This is a genomic window from Micromonospora sp. NPDC050200 (assembly GCF_040656135.1).
Classification (GTDB): domain Bacteria; phylum Actinomycetota; class Actinomycetes; order Mycobacteriales; family Micromonosporaceae; genus Micromonospora.
In genome coordinates this window covers 217,529-240,096 of sequence record NZ_JBFALG010000003.1, presented here as the reverse complement: position 1 = coordinate 240,096, position 22,568 = coordinate 217,529, and the positions used below count along the sequence as shown (strand labels likewise).

Annotated in this window: 24 protein-coding genes and 2 tRNA genes; 13 read left to right on the top strand and 13 right to left on the bottom strand. The window is 69.6% G+C overall.

Going from position 1 to position 22,568, the window contains the following annotated elements:
- Window positions 1–220: 220 nt before the first annotated feature.
- The gene (locus AB0I41_RS04180) at window positions 221–871 is read right to left on the bottom strand and encodes a DMT family transporter (RefSeq protein WP_357101616.1); all 651 of its coding nucleotides are present in this window, start codon (window positions 869–871) and stop codon (window positions 221–223) included.
- A gap of 424 nt (window positions 872–1,295) precedes the next feature.
- Between AB0I41_RS04180 and AB0I41_RS04175 the strand changes: the two genes are divergently transcribed.
- Window positions 1,296–1,871: an integrase core domain-containing protein gene (locus tag AB0I41_RS04175; protein ID WP_357101614.1), complete on the top strand. Its 576-nt coding sequence runs from the start codon at window positions 1,296–1,298 to the stop codon at window positions 1,869–1,871.
- 73 nt (window positions 1,872–1,944) lie between these two features.
- Here AB0I41_RS04175 and AB0I41_RS04170 read toward each other — a convergent pair whose 3' ends face one another.
- Entirely contained in the window at window positions 1,945–3,192 is a 1,248-nt protein-coding gene (locus AB0I41_RS04170) for a divalent metal cation transporter (RefSeq protein ID WP_357101612.1), read from the bottom strand.
- 662 nt (window positions 3,193–3,854) lie between these two features.
- Window positions 3,855–4,469 (bottom strand): dihydrofolate reductase family protein, encoded by a 615-nt coding sequence (locus tag AB0I41_RS04165; protein ID WP_357101610.1) that lies wholly within the window; start codon window positions 4,467–4,469, stop codon window positions 3,855–3,857.
- A gap of 378 nt (window positions 4,470–4,847) precedes the next feature.
- On the opposite strand from AB0I41_RS04165, the gene AB0I41_RS04160 reads away from it, so the two are divergent.
- The 4 genes from AB0I41_RS04160 (at window position 4,848) to AB0I41_RS04145 (ending at window position 6,954) form a co-directional block, all read left to right on the top strand.
- Entirely contained in the window at window positions 4,848–5,048 is a 201-nt protein-coding gene (locus tag AB0I41_RS04160; protein ID WP_357101608.1) for a hypothetical protein, read from the top strand.
- Between the two features lie 18 nt (window positions 5,049–5,066).
- The gene (locus AB0I41_RS04155; protein ID WP_357101606.1) at window positions 5,067–5,810 is read left to right on the top strand and encodes a plasmid pRiA4b ORF-3 family protein; all 744 of its coding nucleotides are present in this window, start codon (window positions 5,067–5,069) and stop codon (window positions 5,808–5,810) included.
- A gap of 340 nt (window positions 5,811–6,150) precedes the next feature.
- Window positions 6,151–6,402 carry a hypothetical protein gene (locus AB0I41_RS04150; protein WP_357101604.1) on the top strand — a complete coding sequence of 84 codons (252 nt, stop codon included), beginning with the start codon at window positions 6,151–6,153 and terminating at the stop codon, window positions 6,400–6,402.
- Between the two features lie 90 nt (window positions 6,403–6,492).
- A complete protein-coding gene (locus tag AB0I41_RS04145; protein WP_357101602.1) occupies window positions 6,493–6,954 on the top strand; it encodes a GNAT family N-acetyltransferase in 462 nt (153 codons plus the stop codon).
- On the opposite strand, the gene AB0I41_RS04140 is transcribed toward AB0I41_RS04145, so the two are convergent.
- Together AB0I41_RS04140 and AB0I41_RS04135 are read right to left on the bottom strand one after the other, a co-directional pair.
- A complete protein-coding gene (locus AB0I41_RS04140) occupies window positions 6,935–7,294 on the bottom strand; it encodes a hypothetical protein (RefSeq protein WP_357101600.1) in 360 nt (119 codons plus the stop codon). The two genes, AB0I41_RS04145 and AB0I41_RS04140, sit on opposite strands and share 20 nt — an antisense overlap.
- 174 nt (window positions 7,295–7,468) lie before the next feature.
- A complete protein-coding gene (locus AB0I41_RS04135) occupies window positions 7,469–7,912 on the bottom strand; it encodes a DUF6069 family protein (protein WP_357101598.1) in 444 nt (147 codons plus the stop codon).
- A 113-nt stretch (window positions 7,913–8,025) separates the two neighbouring features.
- Between AB0I41_RS04135 and AB0I41_RS04130 the strand changes: the two genes are divergently transcribed.
- From AB0I41_RS04130 to AB0I41_RS04120, 3 genes are read left to right on the top strand one after another with little or no spacing between them, the layout of a single operon-like run.
- Window positions 8,026–8,274, top strand: a complete 249-nt coding sequence (locus AB0I41_RS04130) for a hypothetical protein (protein ID WP_357101596.1) — start codon at window positions 8,026–8,028, stop codon at window positions 8,272–8,274.
- A gap of 11 nt (window positions 8,275–8,285) precedes the next feature.
- Window positions 8,286–8,648 carry a YciI family protein gene (locus AB0I41_RS04125; RefSeq protein ID WP_357101594.1) on the top strand — a complete coding sequence of 121 codons (363 nt, stop codon included), beginning with the start codon at window positions 8,286–8,288 and terminating at the stop codon, window positions 8,646–8,648.
- A 24-nt stretch (window positions 8,649–8,672) separates the two neighbouring features.
- A complete protein-coding gene (locus AB0I41_RS04120) occupies window positions 8,673–9,884 on the top strand; it encodes an RNA polymerase sigma factor (protein WP_357101592.1) in 1,212 nt (403 codons plus the stop codon).
- 432 nt (window positions 9,885–10,316) lie between these two features.
- On the opposite strand, the gene AB0I41_RS04115 is transcribed toward AB0I41_RS04120, so the two are convergent.
- Together AB0I41_RS04115 and AB0I41_RS04110 are read right to left on the bottom strand one after the other, a co-directional pair.
- The gene (locus AB0I41_RS04115) at window positions 10,317–10,784 is read right to left on the bottom strand and encodes an SAM-dependent methyltransferase (RefSeq protein WP_357101590.1); all 468 of its coding nucleotides are present in this window, start codon (window positions 10,782–10,784) and stop codon (window positions 10,317–10,319) included.
- A gap of 29 nt (window positions 10,785–10,813) precedes the next feature.
- On the bottom strand, window positions 10,814–11,191 hold the full coding sequence (locus tag AB0I41_RS04110; protein ID WP_357101588.1) for a DUF4267 domain-containing protein: 378 nt from the start codon (window positions 11,189–11,191) through the stop codon (window positions 10,814–10,816).
- A 107-nt stretch (window positions 11,192–11,298) separates the two neighbouring features.
- Between AB0I41_RS04110 and AB0I41_RS04105 the strand changes: the two genes are divergently transcribed.
- Window positions 11,299–11,892, top strand: a complete 594-nt coding sequence (locus tag AB0I41_RS04105) for a TetR/AcrR family transcriptional regulator (protein WP_357101586.1) — start codon at window positions 11,299–11,301, stop codon at window positions 11,890–11,892.
- Window positions 11,893–12,686: 794 nt separating this feature from the next.
- On the opposite strand, the gene AB0I41_RS04100 is transcribed toward AB0I41_RS04105, so the two are convergent.
- Both AB0I41_RS04100 and AB0I41_RS04095 read right to left on the bottom strand, forming a co-directional pair.
- Window positions 12,687–12,759: transfer RNA gene (locus AB0I41_RS04100), tRNA-Arg, on the bottom strand.
- A 36-nt stretch (window positions 12,760–12,795) separates the two neighbouring features.
- Window positions 12,796–12,886 (bottom strand) — tRNA-Ser (locus AB0I41_RS04095).
- Between the two features lie 125 nt (window positions 12,887–13,011).
- Between AB0I41_RS04095 and AB0I41_RS04090 the strand changes: the two genes are divergently transcribed.
- Window positions 13,012–14,403, top strand: a complete 1,392-nt coding sequence (locus tag AB0I41_RS04090; protein ID WP_357101584.1) for a hypothetical protein — start codon at window positions 13,012–13,014, stop codon at window positions 14,401–14,403.
- On the opposite strand, the gene AB0I41_RS04085 is transcribed toward AB0I41_RS04090, so the two are convergent.
- Complete coding sequence (locus AB0I41_RS04085; RefSeq protein ID WP_357101582.1) at window positions 14,390–15,163, bottom strand: CPBP family intramembrane glutamic endopeptidase; 774 nt, start codon at window positions 15,161–15,163, stop codon at window positions 14,390–14,392. The genes AB0I41_RS04090 and AB0I41_RS04085 overlap by 14 nt on opposite strands.
- A gap of 144 nt (window positions 15,164–15,307) precedes the next feature.
- On the opposite strand from AB0I41_RS04085, the gene AB0I41_RS04080 reads away from it, so the two are divergent.
- On the top strand, window positions 15,308–16,426 hold the full coding sequence (locus AB0I41_RS04080) for a globin domain-containing protein (RefSeq protein WP_357101580.1): 1,119 nt from the start codon (window positions 15,308–15,310) through the stop codon (window positions 16,424–16,426).
- A gap of 108 nt (window positions 16,427–16,534) precedes the next feature.
- Here the strand turns inward: AB0I41_RS04080 and AB0I41_RS04075 are convergent, their stop codons facing one another.
- Window positions 16,535–18,040 carry a peptide deformylase gene (locus AB0I41_RS04075; protein ID WP_357101578.1) on the bottom strand — a complete coding sequence of 502 codons (1,506 nt, stop codon included), beginning with the start codon at window positions 18,038–18,040 and terminating at the stop codon, window positions 16,535–16,537.
- 281 nt (window positions 18,041–18,321) lie between these two features.
- Here AB0I41_RS04075 and AB0I41_RS04070 point away from each other — a divergent pair, with 281 nt between their 5' ends.
- On the top strand, window positions 18,322–19,101 hold the full coding sequence (locus tag AB0I41_RS04070; RefSeq protein WP_357101576.1) for an IucA/IucC family C-terminal-domain containing protein: 780 nt from the start codon (window positions 18,322–18,324) through the stop codon (window positions 19,099–19,101).
- Between the two features lie 10 nt (window positions 19,102–19,111).
- Here AB0I41_RS04070 and AB0I41_RS04065 read toward each other — a convergent pair whose 3' ends face one another.
- Window positions 19,112–20,938 (bottom strand): hypothetical protein, encoded by a 1,827-nt coding sequence (locus AB0I41_RS04065; protein WP_357101574.1) that lies wholly within the window; start codon window positions 20,936–20,938, stop codon window positions 19,112–19,114.
- Between the two features lie 209 nt (window positions 20,939–21,147).
- Here AB0I41_RS04065 and AB0I41_RS04060 point away from each other — a divergent pair, with 209 nt between their 5' ends.
- A complete protein-coding gene (locus tag AB0I41_RS04060) occupies window positions 21,148–21,858 on the top strand; it encodes a class I SAM-dependent methyltransferase (protein ID WP_357101572.1) in 711 nt (236 codons plus the stop codon).
- A 113-nt stretch (window positions 21,859–21,971) separates the two neighbouring features.
- Here the strand turns inward: AB0I41_RS04060 and AB0I41_RS04055 are convergent, their stop codons facing one another.
- The gene (locus AB0I41_RS04055) at window positions 21,972–22,505 is read right to left on the bottom strand and encodes a YbhB/YbcL family Raf kinase inhibitor-like protein (RefSeq protein WP_357101570.1); all 534 of its coding nucleotides are present in this window, start codon (window positions 22,503–22,505) and stop codon (window positions 21,972–21,974) included.
- Window positions 22,506–22,568: the final 63 nt, after the last annotated feature.

Sequence of the window (22,568 nt, the reverse complement as noted above, 5' to 3'; positions counted from 1 at the left end):
TGAAACGCCTGGTCAACCGCCAGATCCTGACCGAGACCGAACCCGGAATATTCGCCCTTGCCCCGAAAAGGACCTAACCTTCCGAACCGCCCTCTCAGATGTCACCGACTATAACCAGGACGACCGAGGAACCAAGGCCGACTGTCGTGCATGTGCTGGGACGGATTCGTCAAGCAGGTGGTGGGACTAGACACGCACATCAGCTGTCGGATCACAGCTCCTACCGCTTCTCGGCCGACCGCTTCCGGGTGAGGGTGACCCCGGCAAGGACCAGCGCGATGCCGGCCGCGATCGCGGCGGTGATGGCTTCGTGGAGGATGAGCCATCCGAGGATCACGGCGACGATGGGCAGGAGGTAGGTGACCACTGATGCGGCGGTCGGGCCTTCGTCATCAACGATGCGGTAGTTCAGGACGTAGGCGGCTCCGGTGCCGAGTGCGCCGAGGACGAGCAGGCTTGCGACGGCGTCGAGTCGCCATGCCGGTGATTCGAGCCCGGCGAATGGCAACGCTAGGGCTTGCAGGACTGTGGCTGCGCCGAGCTGGGCCGCCGACAGCATGAGCGGAGGGATTCCGCGGCCGGTCAGGAACCGGCCCATGTAGACGTAGCCGATTCCGTAGCTGGCGGCTGCGGCGAGGCAGGCGAGGCCGCCCCAACTGGCGACCTCGCTCGCGGATTCCCAGGGCGAGAAGATGACCACGACGCCGAGGAACCCGAGGGCGAACCCGGCGGCTTTCTTCACGGTCACGGCCCGGTCGAGGCCGACGAGGAACGCCAGGAGCAGCGTCCACAGCGGCGTGGTCGCGTTCAGCACCCCCGCCACGTTCGATCCGACCGTTTCTTGCCCGATGCCGAACAGCACGTACGGCACGGCGTTGGCGACCTGCGGGGTTCCTAGAGATCCTGGTCCTGCGTCATGAGAACGCGGTCCTGCGCCGCCAGAACCCGAAGCCACGTCCGGACTGGGCCGACCGAGCGGTGCTCGCCGCCCTGATCAAACTCCTGCCTCAGGCGTTGAAGATGCACCGGCTCGTCACCCCGGCCACGGTCATGCGGTGGCACCAGCGGCTGGTCGCCCGGCACTGGACATATCCCCACCGGCCGGGGCGCCCTCTGGTCGACCCGGTCGTGGCCGGGCTGATCGAGCAGATGGCCCGCGACAACCCCGGCTGGGGCTACCAGCGCATCCAAGGTGAACTACGCGGCCTCGGCCACCGGATCGGCGCCTCCACGATCCGCCGGATCCTCAACCGACTGGGCATACCACCAGCGCCGATACGCCGCGACCACACCACATGGCTGCGGTTCCTGCGCACGCAGGCTGCCACGATGCTCGCCTGCGACTTCTTCCACGTCGACTCACCCCGCAGCGCCTGTACGTCTTCTTCGTCATCGAGGTCGGCAGCCGCTACGTCCACATCCTCGGCATCACCGCCAACCCGGACGGACCGTGGACGGTCCAGCAAGCCCGGAACCTGCTCATGGACCTGGGCGATCGGGCCGACCAATTCACGGTCCTCGTCCGGGACCGGGCCGGGCAGTTCACCGCCGCCTTCGACGCCGTGCTGGCCGACGCCAGCATCACCGTATACAAGATCCCACCGCGCAGCCCACGAGCCAACGCCTACGCGGAGAGGTTCGTGCTCACCGCCCGCACCGAGGTCACCGACCGCATGCTCATCCTCGGCGAACGACACCTACGCCGAACACTCGGCGAATACGCCCGGCACTACAACGGTCGACGGCCACACCGAGCCCTGCAGTTGCAACCCCCACGCTCCGACCGTCCCGTCATCGACCTCAACCACGAACGGATCAAACGTCGACCCGTCCTCGGCGGGCTCATCAACGAGTACGAACGCGCCGCATAAGGCCAGGTCAGACCCAGTAGCCAGGATTTGGCACCCCACAGGTCCCCGGATTTGGACAGATGCTGCCTTGAGGTCAGGCTGACAGTATCGGGCTGGCGAGTAGCGCTATGGATGCCGCTGCCATCGCCGCGGTGCTGATCCAGGTCAGGGTGCGACTGAGCCGGCGGCTGGTCCGTGCGCCCATGTGGTGGGGGTCAGCGCCGAACAGGGTCATCAACACCAACAGTGGCACTGCGGCGACGCCACTGAGGACTGATGCTATGACCAGGGCTTGGATGACGTTCACGTTCAGAACATTGATGCCGACGCCGATTGCCGTTGCGAGCACGATGATCGCGTAGAAGGTGGGTTGGCGTTTGGGCCGGGCGGCAAGGCTGGCGGGTATCGAGGACACCTCGTTGATCGCGTACGCGGTTGAGGTGGACAGGACGGGAATGGCGAGGAGGCCGGTGCCGATGAACCCGGCGGCGAAGAGCACGGAGGCGATTTGGCCGGCGAACGGGGTCAGTGCCTGAGCCGCGTCGGCGGCCGTCTTGATGTCGGTTTTGCCGTGGTTGTGGAGGACTGCGGCGGTGCTGAGGATGATGCAGTACGCCACCAATTGGCTGAAGAACATGCCGATGAAGGTGTCAGCTCGCGCCGATTGGAGTTGTTCTTGACTGACGTTTGCCCTTTCCTCGACGGACAGCTTGCCCGCGGTTAGCTGGTCATCGATTTCTTCGGCTGGTTGCCAGAAAAACAGGTACGGCGAGAGTGTGGTCCCCAGGACGGCCACCAGCAGGAGCAGAAACTGGCTTGAGAACTCGATGTGAGGCACGAAGGTGGCGGACAAGACCTGCAGCGGCTGCGGATGAGACAAGAAGGCCGCGCCAACGTATGCGAACAAGGCCAGAGTCAGCCACTTGAATGTTCGGACCAGAGTGTCGTACTTGCCGAGCAACTGGAAGCCGACGAGCGCAGCCGCCACCGGAGCGATCAGCCACGACGTGCGTAAGAAGCCGTGCGTGAGCAACTCTATGCCGGCGGCCACCGCCTGAAGATCGGCGGCTATGACGATGACATTCGATGCGGCCAGCAGTGCTACGGCAGTCGCGACCACCCAGGCCGGGAATTTCCGGCGCAGCGCGGCGCCCAAGCCAACGCCGGTCTGCAGCGCGATGCGCTGGGCCAACTCCTGCACGGACATCATCATCGGCAGCGTGAACAGGCCGGTCCAGAGCAGTCCGTAGCCCGCCGTTGCGCCGGCTTGGGCGTAGGTGCCGATGGCGCTGGGATCGTCGTCGGCCGCCCCGGTGGTGATTCCAGGCCCGAGGATACGCAACCACCCGCGTGGACCCTGCCTGCGAGCCTCATCAAGAGTCGGGCGCCGACTGCCCTGACTCTTCCGCCCAGGCCGCTTGTATTCGGAGCCAGGAGGTTCTATCGGTTTACGAAGCCAACGAAGGATGGGGTCTCGGCGCTGACCGGATCGCCGATCGGGCGGCATTCCACCAACCTTGCGATAACGGGACCGCCGTCGCGATCGACTGTCAAAACGAGATCCACTACGAGTAGACACAGACTAGCAACCCAACCGACCCAAGGCCCGGCATCATCGCCGGGACAAGTATCGTGGCGCCTAGGAAACGAGAATGGACTCCCCCGCCAACGAGCTCCGGGCAGTCGTGGCTTCTATCGCGGAAGCCTAACCTCCCCGCAGCCTCGTCACGCAGCTTTACGCAAATCCTCATACGCGATCAGGTGACGCATCCGAGGCATCCGGGTGCAGCCGGCCGGGGCGCGGGCCGCGCAATGGTTGTTTGAGCAGCCGGCCCGTCATCAGAACGGGCAGCACCGCCGCGCCGACAAGGGAACGTTGACGCGGATCGTTACGGTGCCGCCCATGAACCGATCTTTCGTGCTGCCCGCCGCCATCGTGCTGTTCGCCATCGCCGGCTGCGTCGACGGCCCCGCTCGGCCGGCGTCCGCGCCTCCGAAAGGCGGCTATTTCCCTCCGGGTACCTGGTCCTTGACCTCGTCGTAGCCGACCGTGGTGGGTGCCTCGGTCGGCGAGTAGATCACGCGGATCACGCCCGTCGGAAACGCCTCCGTGGCCGTCATCCTCAGGTGGTAGGGCGCGTCGCCGTCGTCGAACAGCCTGCGGCCCTTACGCGCCGCCACCGGGTGCACCAGCAGGCGCAGCTCATCGACCAGCCCCGCAGCGAGCAGCTGCTGCACCACGGAGATCGAACCGGGGATGAGGATGCCTCTGATGCCAGCATCGGCCTTGAGCGAGGTGACGGCATCGAGGAGATCGCCCTTGATCAGCTCGCAGTTGCGCCAGGAGAACTCCAGCGGCTGCCGCGAGACGACCACCTTGCGCACGTCCCCGAGTTGCTTGGCGAACGGTGCGTCGTCCCCACCCGCCGCCTCGCGGTCGGGCCACGCTCCGGCGAAGCTGTCGTAGGTCTCGCGACCGATGAGCAGCACGTCAGCGGTGTCATAGTCCTCACCGACGGCGCGGCCCATGTTCTCGTCGAAGTACGGGAAGTGCCAATCGGGGTCGATCTCGGCCACACCGTCGGCCGAGATGAACAGCGTGGAGATGAGCTTTGCCATCGGGGCGTTCCCTTCGAGTCGGGTGGTGTCGGAAGGTAGACCGAGGCAGCATCCCAAACTTATCGGCCGGCCACAGACCCGTCCCGACGGAGAGTCGCCATTTCGAGCTCGTCGTGATGCATCACCGAGCCATCGTTGTTGGTCAAGTCCGGCACGAAGCTCTTCAACGAGTTCCTCTCGGCCGGCCACGAGCCAGGCCCTCCGCCATGGCCGCTGTAACGGCAGGCAACGGACCGACGCTGATCCACAAGGAACGGCCGCAACACATGGCCAAACCCCTCGCCAGGCGGGACAGTCGGCCCCACACCTGCCCCCAGTTCCCGCCCGGCCTCCCATGCCCGACCCGTAACAGCGACCCCTGACGCTGCCGGAGGCACCATGATCGTCGAATCGACCACCCGCACCCCGCCGCCCCGCTGGCCGGTCAACAACACCCAGCCGGCACCCGCCACGTGGAACCAGCCAACGCATCCCATGCCGCAGGAACGGCCGCGCGACTGGCTGCCATACGCCGTTTTGGGCGGCACAGCCGCGATAGTCGGATGCTTCGCCACGGTCGTGGTCGTCCTGGCGCAGTAGCCGCCCAGCGTCCACGCGGTGGTCCCCGCCTGCGAGGCCGGGCGGGCCGAACGCCAGCCCGCCCGGCCCCACGCCCAGGCTCATCCCCGCTACGCGGCACATCCTTCACGCACGTCGGGATCGCCGCTGCGGCGACGCAGTCTCGACTTCCTGGCAGCCGGGCGGGCGCAGCCGGCGAAGCTTCCGGCCAAGCGGAAGAAGACCGCCGGCCCGGCACCGGTGTATCAGCTCAAGGTGAGTATGCGTGGCGCGAAACCACCCATCTGGCGGCGGCTGTTGGTGCCTGCGGACATCAGCCTGGCCCGGCTGCACGCCACCATCGGTGCGGCGTTCGGTTGGCACGGCGGCCACATGCACGTGTTCGAGACGGCGTACGGCGACTTCGGGCGCGCCGACCGCGAGTTGGGGCACCGGGCGGGCGGGTCGGTGACGTTGGAGCAGGTCGCGCCCGAGGTGAAAGACAAATTCCGGTACACCTACGACTTCGGGGACGACTGGGTACACGACATCCTGGTCGAGAAGGTGCTCGCCCCGGACCCGTCGACAGATCATCCCCGGTGTATCGGCGGGAAGCGGGCCGCCCCGCCCGATGACTGCGGTGGGATCTGGGGATACCAGGAACTGGTCGAGGTGCTCGCCGACCCGGCACACCCCGAGCACGACGAGCGCCTGGAATGGCTGGGACTGGCCGATGCCAGCCAGTTCACCCCGGACACCTTCGACTTGGAGGAGGTGAACCGCCGGCTGCGTGCCCTCCACTGAACGGCCAGCCATCGCCAACCCGGGCTACTCGCCGCACCGGGCGTCGGCCTCACCCGGATCGCGCGGGCCAAGTGGAATGGACAGCATCGAATCTGGTTCGCTGGCCTTGCGAACCGGGCTGTCACACCTTGAGGGCGTCCACGTCGTACAGCGCGATCGACACGTCACGGGTGACAAACGTCAGGCCTTCGGTGACGAACCCCTAACCTTCTGATCCGTAGTCGCCGGGGCGAGCACCCCTGGCCAATGCCTTGATCAGAGAATTTTTGAGAGCCCGATTTTGGCCTGTTCGTTCACATGCCACCTCATGTCAACAGCTTTCTGACAATCATCTCGCACGGTGAGATACATATCGACGGTCTTCCTGGCGGAACGTTCGGAGGGGATCCGTCTCGTGGTCACGAACTGTCGAGCAGACAGAGCCTTGGGCCGCACGCCGCTCCTCGTGCTCGACCTGGCCGAGTTTGCCGCCACGTCGCCGGCCAACGGCTCACTGCAGGCTGACCACCCAACTACCGCAGATGCGCGCATTATCTGCGGCAAAGTACGCGCCGTCAGCTGGGTGTTGAGCGACGTTCGCCGTGATGTGTGATGCGTCCGTGTCTTTCGTGATGAGCGGGATCTCTGGGGAAGGCTGACAATTCCGTCGCGGTTGTGGCTCTGCGGTGGCAGCGTCGCCTTCATGGATCATCGAATTCGCGCCCTCGAGTCTCGTGATGTTGACGCCATAGCGGAGTTTTCGTTGCGGGCGTGGGCGCCGGTGTTCGCGTCGATGCGGGCGGTGATGGGTGAGCGAGTCTTCGACCGACAGTATCCGGACTGGCGACAAGCGCAGGAGGCTGCTGTCCGAGAGGTCTGCGCCTCCGAGTCCATGACCGTTTGGGTGGGAGTCAGCGGCGACGACGAGCCGCTCGGCTTCGTTGCAGCTGAAGAGCGGCAAGGAGGTGTCGGTGTCATCGAGATGCTCGCCGTAGACCCTGCCGCTCAACGCCTGGGGCTCGGCACGGCGTTGACAACGCACGCGGTCAACTGGATGCGCGCCCGCGGAGTGACCTTGGCCGTCGTCGAGACTGGTGGCGACCCGGGCCATGCTCCAGCGCGGCAGACCTACGAACTGGCTGGATTCACTCGGACTCCTCCTTGAGCCGGGCGACGACGTCGACGGCGTCACCGCTCACGACGGTCGCGTTCGGCCAGTCGAGGGGTCCTTCCAGGGTCGTCGACACCACCATTGCCGGCGGGTTCCTCATCCGAGTGATCCATGGGTCATGCACTTCGGACCCCTCGGTGCTCGAAGCCAGCATCCGCGTGAATGCCCGATACGTGTTGGCCCCGAAGACCATCCGCTGCTCCGCGCCGTACAAGGCAAGGCGGTGGTCGAGCAACTCGGGGCCTTGCTTACCCCAGTAGCCGGTCCAGTTGCCGCCGGCGGCACCGTAGCCGTCGAGGCTGGAGAAGACGTCGAAGGTGTAGGTAGCGGTCATGTCGTTCCCCTCGGGTGCGGTTGATCGGTGGGTACAGACTGGGGACTACTGCGAGAACTCGTCGCCGTCGGACTGATCCAAGCGTTGTGTAGGCGCTTCTACTTCGTCACGCCACCAGCGGGAGGGGACTGAAGCGTCGACCTGGCGAAGGGCAGTGGCAGGGTTCGAGACGGGTCAGCGCGTGCGCGCGAGCCGCCCCGCCAGGGCCGGCACCACGATCGCCGCGGCGACGGTGTGCAGCGTGATCAGGGTTGCTGCGGAGCCGGCGTCGAACCCGAACGTGAGGTCCGGGACGAAGGACAGCGCGGTCAGCGCGACCGCCGTCCGCACGAACGTGGGCCGCGGCCGGCGTACCTTGCGCGCCATGACGGCGGCGATGCCGACGCCGACGAGCGAGAAGACCAGTGTCAGCTGCGCGAACCCGGCGATCGGGATGCTCGCGCCTGTGCTGTCGGCGAACGAGACCCCGGCGGCCGACGCGACTGCCGCGAGGACGGTCGTGGTGACCGAGGCGACGACGGCCGCGGCGACGCCGTGCTTCCAGACCGGCTGTCGCTCGGCAGTCGGGGTCGGCGCGCTGGGGGTTATGCGGGTGGGGACCTGGATGGTGGTGGACATGTCGGGCTCCTCTTCTCGGCGGGCCGCCCGGTGCTGCCCGCTCATACCCCCTCCACGAACGGGCGGGTCCGGATCCGACAGGTCGCGAGAAAAAAGGTTCTACGGATGGATGCGTGGTGACGCAGCGTCGGGACGGGTCGGGCGCGGGTTCCGGCCCTGACGCCGGCGCAGCCAGTCCCGACGGGTACGCCCTGGATGAAGACGCGGCTGAGGACACGAAGGTCCTGTGCTTTGCGCGGGGCGTCGACCGCGCGGTTCGCTATGAAGAACCCGGTCGCAAGATTTCTGTGGCAGGTTGTCGTATCGGCGGGATGCCGTTCGTGGTGGGGTGGAAGGCGGTCATCGGGACCGCCCGGAACTGAGGAGAAGTGGGATGACGCACTACCTGCTGGCCGTGCACGGCCCCGCCGAGATGGACGAGTTCGGCAACTACGGCTCGAAGGAGGAGATGGAGGAGGCATTCGCCGCGACCGGCGCCTTTAATGACAAGCTGCGCGCTGATGGCTACTGGGTCTTCGCGGGTGGGCTTCAGCCGGCCTCGACGGCGACCGTCGTCGACGGCCAGGGTGAGACGCCGGTTTTGACCGACGGCCCCTACCTTGAGACCAAGGAGGTCCTCGGGGGTTTCTGGGTCATCGACGCGCCCGACCTTGACGTGGCGCTCAAGCTGGCGGCCGAGGGGTCAAAGGCGTGCCGGGGCAAGGTCGAGGTCCGTCCGTTCGACGGCCTCGCCTGAGCCGGCTCGACCGACGACTGATCGATGAAGGACGGAACGGCGGCCGTCGAGCGGGTCTTCCGCGAGGAGTACGGCCGCCTGATCGCTTCGCTTGCCCGCCGATTTGGTGACATCGATATCGCGGAGGAGGCGGCGGGCGAGGCATTTGTAGCGGCTCTGGAGAGGTGGCCCGAGTCCGGGTTACCTCCCAACCCCGGCGGCTGGCTCACCACCGTCGCGGGCAACCGCGCGATCGACCGGATCCGCCGGGAGAACCAGCGCGACGCCAAGCATCAGGCGGCCTTCATGTACTACGACGACACGCCCCACGAGCCCACCGGACCGGTCGAGGACGACCGGTTGCGGCTGCTCTTCACCTGCTGCCACCCGTCGCTCGCACCGGAGGCGCGGATCGCGCTGACGCTCCGACTCCTCGGCGGGCTGACCGTGCCCGAGATCGCGCAGGCGTTTCTCGTGCCCGAAACCACGATGGCGCAGCGGATCACCCGGGCGAAGAAGAAGATCGCGTCGGCGAAGGTGCCCTACCGGGTGCCCGAGGCCGCCGACCTCCCCGAGCGGCTCGGCGGCGTACTGGCAGTGCTGTTCCTCGTCTTCAACGAGGGCTACCTCGCCACCGGCGATGGCGACCCGGTTCGAGCCGAGCTCACGGGCGAGGCAATCCGGCTGACGCGGATCCTCCGCCAGCTGCTCCCCGAGGAGCCGGAGGTGGCCGGTCTGCTCGGGCTGCTGGTGCTCACCGAGGCCCGGCGCGAGGCCCGCGTGCGGAATGGGCAGCTGGTCCCGCTCGATGAGCAGGATCGCGCCGGCTGGGACCGCGCGCTGATCGACGAGGGCCACGACCTGGTCCGCGAGTGCCTCGCGATCAACCGACCCGGCCGCTACCAGATACTCGCCGCGATCAACGCCGTCCACACCGACGCCCCCACGGCGCCGGACACGGACTGGTCGCAGGTCGTCGCGCTTTACGACCAGCTGACCCGGCTCGACCCGTCGCCGATCGTCGCACTCAACCGCGCGGTCGCGGTCGCGGAGCTGGATGGCCCGGACGTCGCCCTCGCTCTGGTCGACCGGCTGCCGCTCACGGGCTACCACGCGTGGCACGCGACCCGCGCCGACCTGCTCCGCAGGCTTGGCCGGAGCGTCGAGGCGAAGGAGGCGTACGACGCCGCGATCGCCGCCACCCAGAACTCCGCCGAGCGGACCTACCTGAGCAGAAAGCGCGGCGAGTTGGTGTGAGTGGTCCTAACATTCGGCATGGGCCGACAGCGCCAGGCGCTGTCGAGCAGGTGACGCTGCCTGGCGTCGGAGGCCGCACGAATCGTCTCCACGGGGGCGCGAGCGCTCCGCGCGACCTTGGCCTTCCGCTCCAGGTCGGCGCAGCCACCCGACCAGCTCGCTCCGGCGGGTCTCGGGCCCTCCATCTGCCTGACCGCTCATCGGCCAGGAGCGAGAACTCAGCGGCATGGGAGCACGTTCGATCATGGCCGCTCGGCCGGCTCCGGATTCCCTTCGGAAAGCCGCTGACTCTGGTTGGGCCGATGTAATCGTGGATGCGAGAGTTCGATGCGCTGCTCGGGAGTCAACTCCACCGTCAAGACCTTCGGCACTACCGCCAGCCCAACGAAAGCCCTACCCAACACAGTGTTGAGCTTCGCGCCAAACCCTCGCTTACGGCTGGAAGTACTCCGACATCAGGCGGCTGACCCATTCCGGCTGCTTGACGTTCACCGGGAGGAACTCCGCCATCGTCGGCTTCAGGTCGATGACGGGGGTGCCCGAGACCGCGTCGAGGCCCACCACCGTCAATTCGCGGCCGCTGACGGATTCGATGGCGCAGCACGTTACTCCGATGCGGTTTGGTCTGCGGGGGCCGCGGCCGGCGAATACGCCAACGGGCGGGAGGTCGGAGCGACCGCGGTAGGGACGGGGTTCGCGGTAGTCGCCGTGCTCCGGGAACTGATCGAAGATGAAGAGGACTTCCACGTGGGAGAAGTCCTCCAGGCCCTGGAGGCACGCCTCGCCGAAGCGCTCGTCGATGGTGATCGTGCTGCGGACGGCACCCCAGTTGTCGGTGTGCTGGACATCCGTCCTGTCATTCCGGACCGTACCTATCGGGGTGATCTCGAAGCTGAGCATGACTAGAGGCTAATTCCCGCTGCAAGCGGTTACGCGACAAGCAGGAGCACGCTGATCGCCAGCATCACCACGGCGGTGGCCCCGTGGATGCCGTAAACGGCCGCCTTGGGGCCGTTGCTGCGCATCACGATCAGTGCGTCGCCGATGGGTATGCCGGCGGCGGCCAGCATGAACCAGCCCAGCAGGTGGGGTGTCGCTCCGGCCAGCAGGATGAGGATGAAGAGCCCCGAGGCGATGTCGCGCACGGCCTTGACGGTCAGCCAGGCCTGGAAGGTGCGGTCCTCGGTCGGCGTGTCGGGGATGCCGAAGCCGACGGCGGCCTGCGGCGCCCAGAAGGCGCGCGCGCCCATGAAGATGATGCCTGCGCCGATCAGTCCGGCGAGCACGTTGGCGACGTTGGTGAGCATGGGCGGCTTCCCCGCTTGGTGACAGCGGCAGTCGTCTAGCGGCGCTAGTTGCGATAGCGACGATAGTTTGTCTTCGGCAGGATGTCTAGCGTTGCTAGGATATTGTCATGTCCGCCATCAGCGAGCGCCGCGAACGTGAACGTGCTTACCGTCATCAGCTGATCATCACGGCCGCGCGCGAACTCGCGGAGACCGAAGGCTGGGAGGCAGTCACGACACGACGGCTGGCTGAACGGGTGGAGTACAGCCAGCCGGTGCTGTACAGCCATTTCAACGGCAAGGACGCCATCGTCAGCGCCGTCGCCTTGGACGGGTTCAGCGAACTCGCCGCCCACCTGCGCCGCGCACGACAGGCCGCCCCCGAGTCCGGACAGGCCCTGCGCGCCGTCTGCCGCGCCTACCTTGAGTTCGCGACCGAGCGACCTGCCCTGTATCAGGCCATGTTCATTCTGCCCACCGAACTGAGGTTCGCGAGCGCCGAGACACCGCCCCCGCTGCGGGCTTCTTTCAACGAGTTCGTCAACTGCTTCCACCCGGACAACAAGCGACGCGAACTATTCGCCGAAGTCCTCTGGAGCGCGTTGCACGGCATCGCCGTCCTGTCAGAAAGCGGCCGCATCCCCCCGGAGGGACAGGAGGAACGACTCGACTTCCTTATCACCCAGATCGCCGACACCCCGATGAAGCCGACCACGCCATAAGAGCGCGAGGCCGAGGATCTGAGCAGAGCATCGAACGCACTCTAATCGGCATGACAGCGCACCGCCGACCGTCTCGGGAGGCGGTCCCTCACCGTAGGTGAGGGCTGTATCAGCGTGCGGCTGCTCGATCCGGGTCCCGCCGCCCGAATCCACCCTGCCCACGACGCGCCGACGTGACCCGCCAAGTGGCACCTACGGTCGGCGGCAACGACGGCCAGTCCGCCGATGTCGGCCTGGCCCGGCGCGCGGGCCGGTGGCGTCACGTGCGGCCGTCGGACCGACCTCGTCGACCCCGGTCGGGAGTCACCGCCGCAGCGATGCCCGGGCGGGACCCGGCCGAACGCGCGGAGGTGGCCCATCACGCCGGCGGGTTGGCGCTGCCCCGATCCGCCGCGCCGGTCAAAAGTGCGGGAATCAGATGCGTCGGCCTCCCGACTGTCACCGCCGACGCTCGCCCTGCCCAACGTCCCCGACCCGCTCGTCGCCGTACGCCAGCCCAGGCCAACGGCGGCCGACAGCCCGGACACCAACCCGGCAGAGAAGATCCACAACTACGGCCACAGTGGACAACAGCCGTACGCTCACCCGCCGGCACCCCGACCATGATCCAGACCAGACGATACGCAAACGCACTGGTCAGCACGGACCGGCACGAACCCCCGCCCGGACAGCACGGTGACAACGGAGCACCAACGGAGCACCAAGCTCCCACATCGTGGAACATCACGGCACATCTTGGGAAACAATCAAGGCCGTAACCAACGTTTCCCCTGGTCACGGCCTTGATCGTGAAGTGCGCCCGAAGGGACTCGAACCCCTAACCTTCTGATCCGTAGTCAGATGCTCTATCCGTTGAGCTACGGGCGCTCGGTGCTTGGCCAGTCTACACACCTGACTTTCGCGCGGAGACTCCGGGATTCGAACCCGGGAGGGGCTTTAAAACCCCAACCGCATTAGCAGTGCGGCGCCATAGACCAGACTAGGCGAAGTCTCCCTGGTGGCCCCTGCAGACCACCGCGCCCGAGGATACAGGTCCGCCCCCGCCCGGGGCAAAGCGACTACCGCGGCGACGTGTTTCCACCGTGTGCGCCGTCACGTTCACGACTACGCTCCATCGACATGCAGGAGCAGACGCCGAGCGATCCGCCCCGCCGCGAGCCCTCCGAGGAGGCCCGCCGCCGCTCTCCGAAGGCCACCTTCACCCCGCCTCCCACCCCGGCAAAGGCGGCCAGGGCGGCAAAGAGCGACGGTACGGACGCCGCGCCGGGGAAGCGCCGCCCGGCGAAGGCCGCCCCTGTGGTCCTGTTCCAGCCACCCGCTCCCGAGCAGCCGCTGCCCCGACAGCCTCGGCCGGCGAAGGACGTGTCCGAGCCCGTCGCCACCCCACCCGAGGCCACCGGGGCCGGCCCCGCCAGCGGACCGACCGGCCACGGGGGGGCCGGCGGGCCGCGGAAGGCGGTGAACCAGCCGGATGATCCGGCGCACTCTGCCGCGCCGAGGGCATCGGGCGCGGCCGAGCCGACCGGTCCGGTGAATTCCGGCGCGGCAACCAAATCAAAAGAGCCGGAGAAGGCGGCGCCGGACACCCCGGTGACCCCGGCGGCGCGGAAGACCGCGAGGAAGGCCACCCCGCGCAAGAAGACGGTCCCACGCACGAGCGCCCCGGGCGAGAGCCCCACGACCCCGCCGAGAAAGACCGCCGAGCCGAAGAAGGCAGCACCCAGGAAGGCCACGGCCGCCGCCGAGCAGGCCACGCCCAGCGGTGCCGGACCGGCCGCCGCCACGAGCGCCAGGCCACCTGACCACGCCACGGACCTACCGGCGCGCGAGCCCACGGTCGTGGCCGGTCGGCCGTCGGCGGCGTCGGGGCGTACCCGGGAACTGGACCTGACGGAGATCAGGAGTCGGCTGCTGGAACACCCCGGTTTCGCGCCGGAACTGCTCGCCCTGGCCGCCGTGGCGGGGGTCGGGCCGCGCGCCCGCGACTGGGTGGTGCGGCTGCGGGCGGCGTACCCGGATGCCGGGCCGGACGGGCTGGCCCGGCTGGCCACCCGGCGGTTCGTGCGGGCGGCCGGGGCCGGTGGCGCGGTCGCGGCGGTGGCCGGGCTGTTCGCGCCGGTGGCGGAGCTGGCGGCGGTGCTGTGGAGCCAGGCCGGCCTGGTGCTGCACGTGGCGGCGGCGTACGGCCGGGACCCGCTGGACGCGGAGCGGGCGGTGGAGTTGCTGGTGCTGACGCAGGTGCACCCGGACGAGGCCAGTGCGCGTACCGCGCTGGCGGCGGCGCGGGCGGCGGACGGGCCGGGGGACCGGCCGTGGCCGCGCGCCGGGGAGGCCGCCTGGCGGTTGGCGGCGCCGCTGGCCGCACAGGCGGGTGGTTGGGCGGCGCTGCGGCTGGCGTCCCGGCTGCTGCCGGGGGCGGCGGTGCTCGCCGCGGCGGCGGGTGACGCGGCCGTCGCCGAGCGGCTGGCGGCCCGCGCGGTGGCCGCCTACCGGCCGGTCAGAGCCAGCTGAACCACTCCTTCGGCAGCAGCGCGTAGCCGACGAAGGCGACGACGTCGAGCAGGGTGTGCGCCACGATCAGCGGCATCACCCGTTTGGTACGCAGGTAGAAGAGGCTGAACACGACGCCCATCACCGCGTTGCCGAGGAACGCGCCGAAGCCCTGGTAGAGGTGGTAGGAGCCGCGCAGCAGCGCGCTCGCCGCGATGACCGCGGCGACCCGCCACTGGAGCTGGCGCAGCCGGGTGACCAGGTAGCCGACCACGATCACCTCCTCCAGCACCGCGTTCTGCACGGCGGCCAGGATCAGCACCGGCACCGCCCACCACAGGTCGGGCAGGCCGGCGGGGACCAGCGTGGCGTTGATCCCGAGCTGCGCGGCCGCCCAGACCAGCGCGAGGCCGGGCAGGCCGATCAGCGCCGCGAGGCCGGCGCCCCTGGCCAGGTCGGACCCGGGCCGTCGCAGGTCCACGCCGAGCGTCCGGGCCGGATCGCCGGGGTCCCGCGCCAGCAGGTGTACGGCGAGCAGCACCGGCAGCAACGCGAAGAAGATGCTGAGCAGCTGACGCGCCAGGTCCAGCCACGGCTGGGCAGCCTGGGAGGTGTTCAGCGCGGCGGTCTGGGATGACAGCGGCCCGGCCGCGGCCAGCGCGGCGATGATCGTCACCATCGCGTACACGGCCGACTTGCCGAGCGAGAGGCCGAGCACCAGCAGGGTCTCGGTGCCGAGGACCCGGCGGGACACCGGGCGGGTGAACTCGTCGACGGTCACCGCACCACTCTGCCCGACGGCGGGGGCCACCGGCACCGCCCGGACGGACCGGCCGGGGCGGTCGCACATTCTGTGCGACCGGCGGGCACGCTCCGTGGACATTCTATGCGGGCCCGATCCGCCGTCAGGAGGAGGAGCGCCCCCGTGGACAACTTCGCGCGGCTGCTGAAGGAGAGCTGGACCCTGGTCGAGGAGGACCGGGAACGGCTGAGCGGTCACTTCTACGCCCGGCTGTTCCTCCTCGACCCCGACCTGCGCAAGCTCTTCCCGGTGCAGATGACCGGCCAGGGCGACCGGATCCTGGACGCGATCGTCACCGCCACCCAGGTGGTGGACGACCCGGAGAGCTTCGGGGAGTACCTGCGCTCGCTCGGCCGGGACCACCGCAAGTACCACGTGGACGCCGCGCACTACGAGACGATGGGCGTCGCGCTGCTGGACGCGCTGCGCAGCACCGCGGGTGACGGCTGGAACCTGGAGTACGACCAGGCCTGGCGGGACGCGTACGCGGCGATCATCGAGAAGATGCTGGGCGGGGCGGCGGCCGACGAGAACCCGCCGTTCTGGCACGCCGAGGTGCTGACCCACGAGCGGCACGGGCCGGACACGGCGGTGCTGACCGTGCGTGCCCTCCAGTACCCGCTGGCCTGGAAGGCGGGCCAGTACGTCAGCATCGAGGTGCCCCGGCACCTGCCACGGGTCTGGCGGACGTACTCGGTGGCGAACGCGCCCAACGACGACAACGTGCTGGAGTTCCACATCCGTACGCCGGCCGGGGCGGGCTGGGTGTCCGGCGCGCTGGTCCGCCGGACCAGGCCGGGCGACCTGCTCCGGGTGGCCGCGCCGATGGGGTCGATGACGCTGGACCGCGAGTCGACCCGGGACATCCTCTGCGTCGCCGGCGGGGTCGGCCTGGCCCCGGTGAAGGCGCTGGTGGAGGAGCTTGCCGGCTGGAACCGCACCCGCTGGGTGCACGTCTTCTACGGCGCCCGGCACGCCGACGACCTGTACGGCCTGGCCGGCCTGGAGGAGTTGGTGGCCGCCCACCCGTGGCTCTCGGTGACGCCGGCGTGCAGCGACGACCCGGACTTCGACGGTGAGCAGGGGGACATCTCCGAGGTGGTCACCCGGTACGGCCCGTGGACAACGCACGACTGCTACGTCTCCGGTTCGGCACCGATGGTCCGGGCCACCCTGCGGGCGCTCGCCGAGGACGAGGTGCCGCCGCCGAACATCCGGTACGACACCTTCGGCAACCTGTAGGACCTTCCTCCCCCCGAAAAAGCCGGGTCGCGTGCCCCTGCCCCCTGGGGCACGCGACCCGGCTCCCGCCCGGCCCCTGACGGCGTCCCGCAGGTGCCCCGGACGCCGTCAGGGGCCGGTTTCCCGGTATTGCTCCACCGGCACCAGCGGCAAGCCGGGCGCCATCCGGTCGGTGTAGAGCCGCCCCTGGAGGTGGTCGACCTCGTGCGCGACCAGCCGGGCCATCCCGTACGCGAACGAGGTGATGATCCGGCTGCCGTCCCAGCGGGCGTGCTCCACGTCGATACGCAGCGGCCGGGGCACCAGACCCCGGTGGTCGGCGAAGGAGAGGCAGCCCTCGTACTGCTCGTCGGTGTCGGGGCTGGCGTCGACCACCCGGGGGTTGATCAGCACCACCGGTGCGGCGGCCCGGTCGGCGGGGCGGACCACGGCCGCCGCCGCGTCGACGCCGACCTGCGGGGCGGCCAGGCCCATGCCGGCGCCGAACGGGTGCAGCTCGTCGACCCGGGTCAGCAGCGCGGTGAGCCGGTCGACCACCTCCCGGGCGGCGGTCTCCTCGCCGGGCAGGTCGAACGGCCGGGCAGGGCGGCGCAGCAGGTCGGCGTCGTGGGGCAGCACGCCGAGGGCGCGCAGCCGGTCACCGGCCCGGCCGGCCGCCGTCGCCCGTTCCGCGTCGGCCGGTTCGCCCCGGAACCGCCACTGGAGGCGGTAGCGGGAGTTGAGCGGCGGGTCGTCGGTGGCCCAGTCGAAGACCGCGCGGTCGCCGCGGTCGTGCCGGAGTACGGGGGTGCGCAGCGGGCCCTCGTCGGCGGAGAGGGAGGTCTCCACCCCCCAGACCCGCGGGTCGAGCGCCGCCGGCAGGTCCAGTCGGACCGCCAGGTGCCGGGTGGGCAGGCGTACGGCGCGCTGGAACCAGGGCCCCCACTTCTCCCGTCCGACGTGGTAGGCGTACCCGATCTCGACCCGTTCGCCGGGGTGCAGCGGGAACGGCCCGTCGGCGTTCTCGAAGAGCAGCCAGATCTCCTTGTACGCGTCCCGGTCGTGCTTGGCCCGCCAGTGCATGGGCTCGCGGCTGCCCCCGTCGTCCCGGTACGCCCGCAGCCCCAGCTCGGCGAAGGTGAGCGGATGCTCCCGGTGGTGCCGGTTGGAGCGGCCCGGGTCGTCGGGGTAGCGGTCGACGGCCACCCGGACCAGGTGCCGGGTGACCGGTTCGGTGCCGACGTTGTGCAGTTGGCGGCGCACCACGCAGTGGTAGCCGTCGTCGGTGTGGGTGAGGGTGGCGGCTTCGCGCTCGACGACCAGGCCGGTGCCCGGGGGCAGCCACTGCCCGGGGGGCGGCAGCTCGCGGTGCGCCGGGACCGGGCGGGCCTGGCGGAGCTGGTCGTACTCCCGGAAGCGTTGCCAGATCGCGCCGCTGGCGTCGAGGACGGCCTCGGCGCGGCGGGCGAAGTCCTCGGTGGGTCGGTGCCGGCGCCCTTCGACGTGGCTGACGTACGACGGGTCGAAGCCCATGAGCGTGGCGAGTTGCTTCTTGGAGAGTCCTCGCCCCGTCCGGTGCCGGGCGAGCTCCGCGGCGAAGGACTCGGCAGCCCGCTCCAGGGGGGAGGTCGTCATCAGCTTCCTCACGGCCGGGACGACAAGTCTTCACGTTCGACCACCCGGCCGCACCTGAACTGGCGCTTTGCCGACATTTGGCTTGACACCGCTCGCGTTTCCACCCCCACCCACCGGGTAGTACGCGGAGCCCGGGCCGGTCCGCCGCCAACGCCGTCGGCGGAGTGACCCGGGCCTCTCGATCCTGGTGAGCCTCCCCTCAGGCCAAGGGCTGTGGTTAGGCTAGCCTTAGCTAGGCGAACAACGCTTCGGACAAGGGGACGGACCAGGTGACAGCGGTGATGCCAAGGCGGGAGCTCGCCCCGCCGCTCGCCCCGGTGACCGCCACTCTCCGGGCCATGTTCGGCACCGACGACCTGCCCGGCGTCGCGCCGGGCCTGCTGGTCGCCGACGAGGCCGGCTGGAGCCCGGCGACCAGCCTGATCGACGGCAGCCGCCTCCCCGAGTTCCTCGCCGCCGCGTCCCGCCGCTGGGGTGGCACCCCGCACGCCTGCGCAGCGCTGGCCTGGAAGTCCTACAGCTACTGGGCGGCGCTGCCGGTGGTGCTCGGCTGGGCCTCGGCCCGCCGGGTGCCGCTGCTCGACCCGGCCGACGTGCTGGTCCACTTCGAGGACCAGCACCAACTGCTCACCATGGGCCTGCGCGGCTCGACCGCGGTCGCGGTGCTCCCGAACGACCCACTGGCGCTCGCCGGCCTTTCCGAGGTGCGGGTGGTCGCCGACGAGGCGGAACTGCTCCGCGTGCTGCGCGCGTCGCTGCTCGACGCCCACCTCGCCCCGATGATCGCCGCGATCCAGACGGAGGTCCGGGTCGGCACCCGTACGCTGCTCGGTTCCGTCGCCTCCGGCCTCGCGCACGGCATCCTGCGCGCGGCGGACGCCCTCCCGGGCTCGTCGGTGCGCAGCATCTCCACCCTGCTCGACGCGCTCGACCTGGCCGACCTGGTCGAGCTGGTGCCCGGTCCGACCGGCGAACCGACGGTGCAGCGGCGGACCTGCTGCCTGGCCTTCACGCTGCCGAAGCCCAAGATCTGCCAGGGCTGCTGCGTCCGCCCGTCCTGACTCCTCGGGCCTACCCGGTCAGCGGCCGGACGTCCCAGAGCCACACCCCGCCGGTCCAGGTGGGGGTGATCCCGGTCAGCTCGGTCATCGCCTGGCGCAACGCGTCGGCGTTGCGGTGCGGGCCGAGGACCACCGCCCCGGCCCGCCAGTAGCGCAGGTCGTCCACCGCCGCGACCCGGTCCTGGTCGGTGATCGGCGGGATCCCACCGGTCTTGGCGACGTCGGCGAAGAAGTTGCTGGTCCGGCGGAACGGCGCGGTGAAGAGGGCGACGTTCGGCTCCGGCGCGCCCGGCCGGGTGTCCGGCGCGAGGAAGTAGCCGCGCGCCAGCGGCATCTCCAGCCGGGTCCGGGACGACCAGCGCAGCGGGTCGGCGTACGTGGTGTCGGGCAGCGGCAGGGTGACCACGCTGCGCCCCCCGGCGACGTACGGGCGCCAGGCGCCGGAGGTGACGAACGCCGGGGTCGGGTCGAGCGGGGTGACGGGCAGCGGGGTCGGCAGGTTCGGCAGCAGCGCCATCACCAGGACGGTGACCGTGGCGAACCGGATCTGCCGCCGCGCGCCCGGGTGCCGGCGGGCCAACTGACGGGCGTGCTCCGCGCCGAGCGCGAGCAGCACCCCGATGACCGGTACGATCGCCAGCGACCAGCGGGTGGGCACCACCGAGTGCAGCAGGGGCAGGTCCTCCAGCAGCGCCCAGGGGGCGGGCACGCCGGTGTCCCGGCCGTCGAGCTGGACCTTCCGGCCGAGCGAGAGCACCGCGAAGAGCAGGGCGAGGACGGCCAGGCCGAGCACCAGCGCGCTGCGCCGCAGCCACCAGACCAGGGCGACCGCGAGGACCGCCAGCGGCCACCCGAAGAAGGCGTTCTCCTCGGTCGCGTTCTTGACCAGCGGCGCGGCGGAGCGGGCGTCACCGGCCAGCGACTCGCGGGAGTACCCGACGAAGGCGGCGAGGTCGGTGCGGTAGCCGCGGATCAGCCGGGACAGCCCCTGGTACGAGCCGGGGCCGAAGAGCTGCACGTGGAGCGGGTACGCCAGCAGCACCGCGGAGAGGGCGGCGGCGACACCGAGCCCGGCGAGGAAGGTCCGCGCGCCCCGACGCAGCTCGGGCCGGCCGATGGCGAGCGCGCCGACCACCACCCCGACCCCGATCGCGGCCATCAGCAGGATCTCGAGGTTGAGGAAGGCCTGCCAGACGATCAGCAGGCCGAGCAGGAGACCGTTGCGCAACCACCGGCCGGGCTCGGCGAGCCGCAGCGTCCGCCAGGCGATCAGCGGGACGACGAACTGGGACACGATGTTCGGATGGGCGTTGGCGTGCGACACCATCGCCGGGGCGAACGCGCAGAACGCGGCGCCGAGCCAGGCCGGGACCCGGGACCGGGTCACCACCCGGGAGAGAAAGAAGTACCAGGCGGTGCCGGTGGCGGCCATTCCGAGGGTGAGAAAGAGCAGAAACGACCATTGTGGCCCGAAAAGCACGGTGACGGGCGTCATTGGTATTGAAATGGACAATACGGAAGTGTTCGCCATCAGGTTCACACCATCGGGCACGTTCATCCGGTCCGAGGTGAATGGATAGGCGAATTCGGTCACGACCCGGGCACCGTGTGCCATCATCCACTCGAACTGCGACTGGTCGGAAGGGTTGTCGCGCAGGCCGCCGCCGGGGTGCAGCCAGAGGCGCGCGGTCACCCAGAACGCCAGCAGCACGAAGCTGAGCACGGCGGCGGCGTCCCACCGCCACCCCTCCCGCCGGCGTACGCCGCGGTCGTCGCCGACCCCGGCGTCCCCGACGCCGGATCGCTCGACCTCAGGGTCCGATTCGGGAGTAGTCATAACAATTCAGAGCGTAGTTGCCGTATGGCGCTGACGTGACATGTTTCGGCGGACTGCGTACTATGTGCCGGGTTCGCCGACCGCCGATCACGTGCCCACCCCCGACCGCATTTCGGCCACCACGGTGCCCCGTTTCCTCCGCCGCTGAAGCGGATGATTCACTCTGTCGGTCCAGGCGCGGGTCGAGTCATATCGTGAGGAATCGACGCATGGCAGAAATCACTGGGGATCAGCGCGTCCAGTCGGAGGTCCTGGAGGGCCTCGCGACAGCGGTCAATCACCGGAGATGGTTCGTCGAACTGGCCGTGCCCCACCTCGGTGACAACCCCATCGAGATCGGCAGCGGCCTCGGCGACTACGCGCTGGAGTGGTCGCGGCACGTCCCCCGGTTCACCGCCACCGAGGCCGACCCGGACCGGCTGGTCCAGCTCAAGGAGCGGCTGGCCGACGAGCCCACCATCGAGGTACGGCAGATGCTGCTGCCGCACCCCGAGCGCGGCGACTACAGCGCCGCCGTCTCGTACAACGTGCTGGAGCACATCGACGACCACGTCGGCGCGCTGCGCAGCATGCGCGACCTGGTCCGGCCCGGCGGCGCGGTGATCATCATCGTGCCGGCCTTCCAGTTCGCGATGAGCCCGGCCGACATCGCCACCGGGCACATGCGCCGCTACACGAAGCAGACCCTGGCGGCGGCGATGACCGAGGCGGGGCTGACCGTCGAGACCATGCACTACGCCAACGCGCTCGGCCTGATCGGGTACTTCATGGCCACCAAGGTCTTCCGGCTGATGCCGAAGGAGGGCCCGATGGTCAAGGTCTACGACACCCTGGTGCTGCCGGCGACCAAGGCCGCCGAGCAGCGGTTCCGCCCGCCGTTCGGCCAGTCGGTCTTCGCCGTCGCCCGCGTCCCGGCCTGACCCCCCACCCCCACCCCCACCCCCACCCTCGCGATCTTGCACTTTCGGCCCCTGTTTCACGACTTTCTTCCGTGATGTCCGGGCAGCAAGTGCAAGATCGCGGAGTGTGAGGGCTACTCCTTGATCTGGTACGTCGGGCGGATGACCGCCCGGGCCAGGGTGTGGAAGGCCAGGTTGAAGCCGACGTAGGCGGGGCTGGCGGCGGGAGCGACGTCGAGGCGCTCGACGTCCAGCGCGTGCACCGCGAAGACGTACCGGTGCGGGCGGTCCCCGGGTGGCGGGGCGGCGCCACCGTAGCCGGTGTCGCCGTAGTCGTTGCGGACGCTGAACGCCCCGCCGAGGTCGGCCTCCTCCGCCCCGGTGGGCAGCTCGGTCACCGAGGCCGGCACGTCGACCAACACCCAGTGCCAGAAGCCGCTGCCCGTCGGGGCGTCCGGGTCGAAGCAGGTAACCACGAAGCTCTTCGTCCCGGCCGGGAAGTCCGACCAGGCCAGGTGCGGGGAGACGTTCCCGCCACCGGCGCTGCCGTGCGCGTACCGCGCGTCCATCGGCTCGCCGTTGTGCACGTCGTCACTGGTCAGGTTGAACGACGAAACGGTCGGCAGCAGCTCGTACGGGTCCGGGGCGATCGGTCGTTCCAGCGTCATCAGGGGTCCTTCCGGTGCGCGTGATGTCCTGCGCCCATCTTCTTACCCCGCCACCGGGCCCCG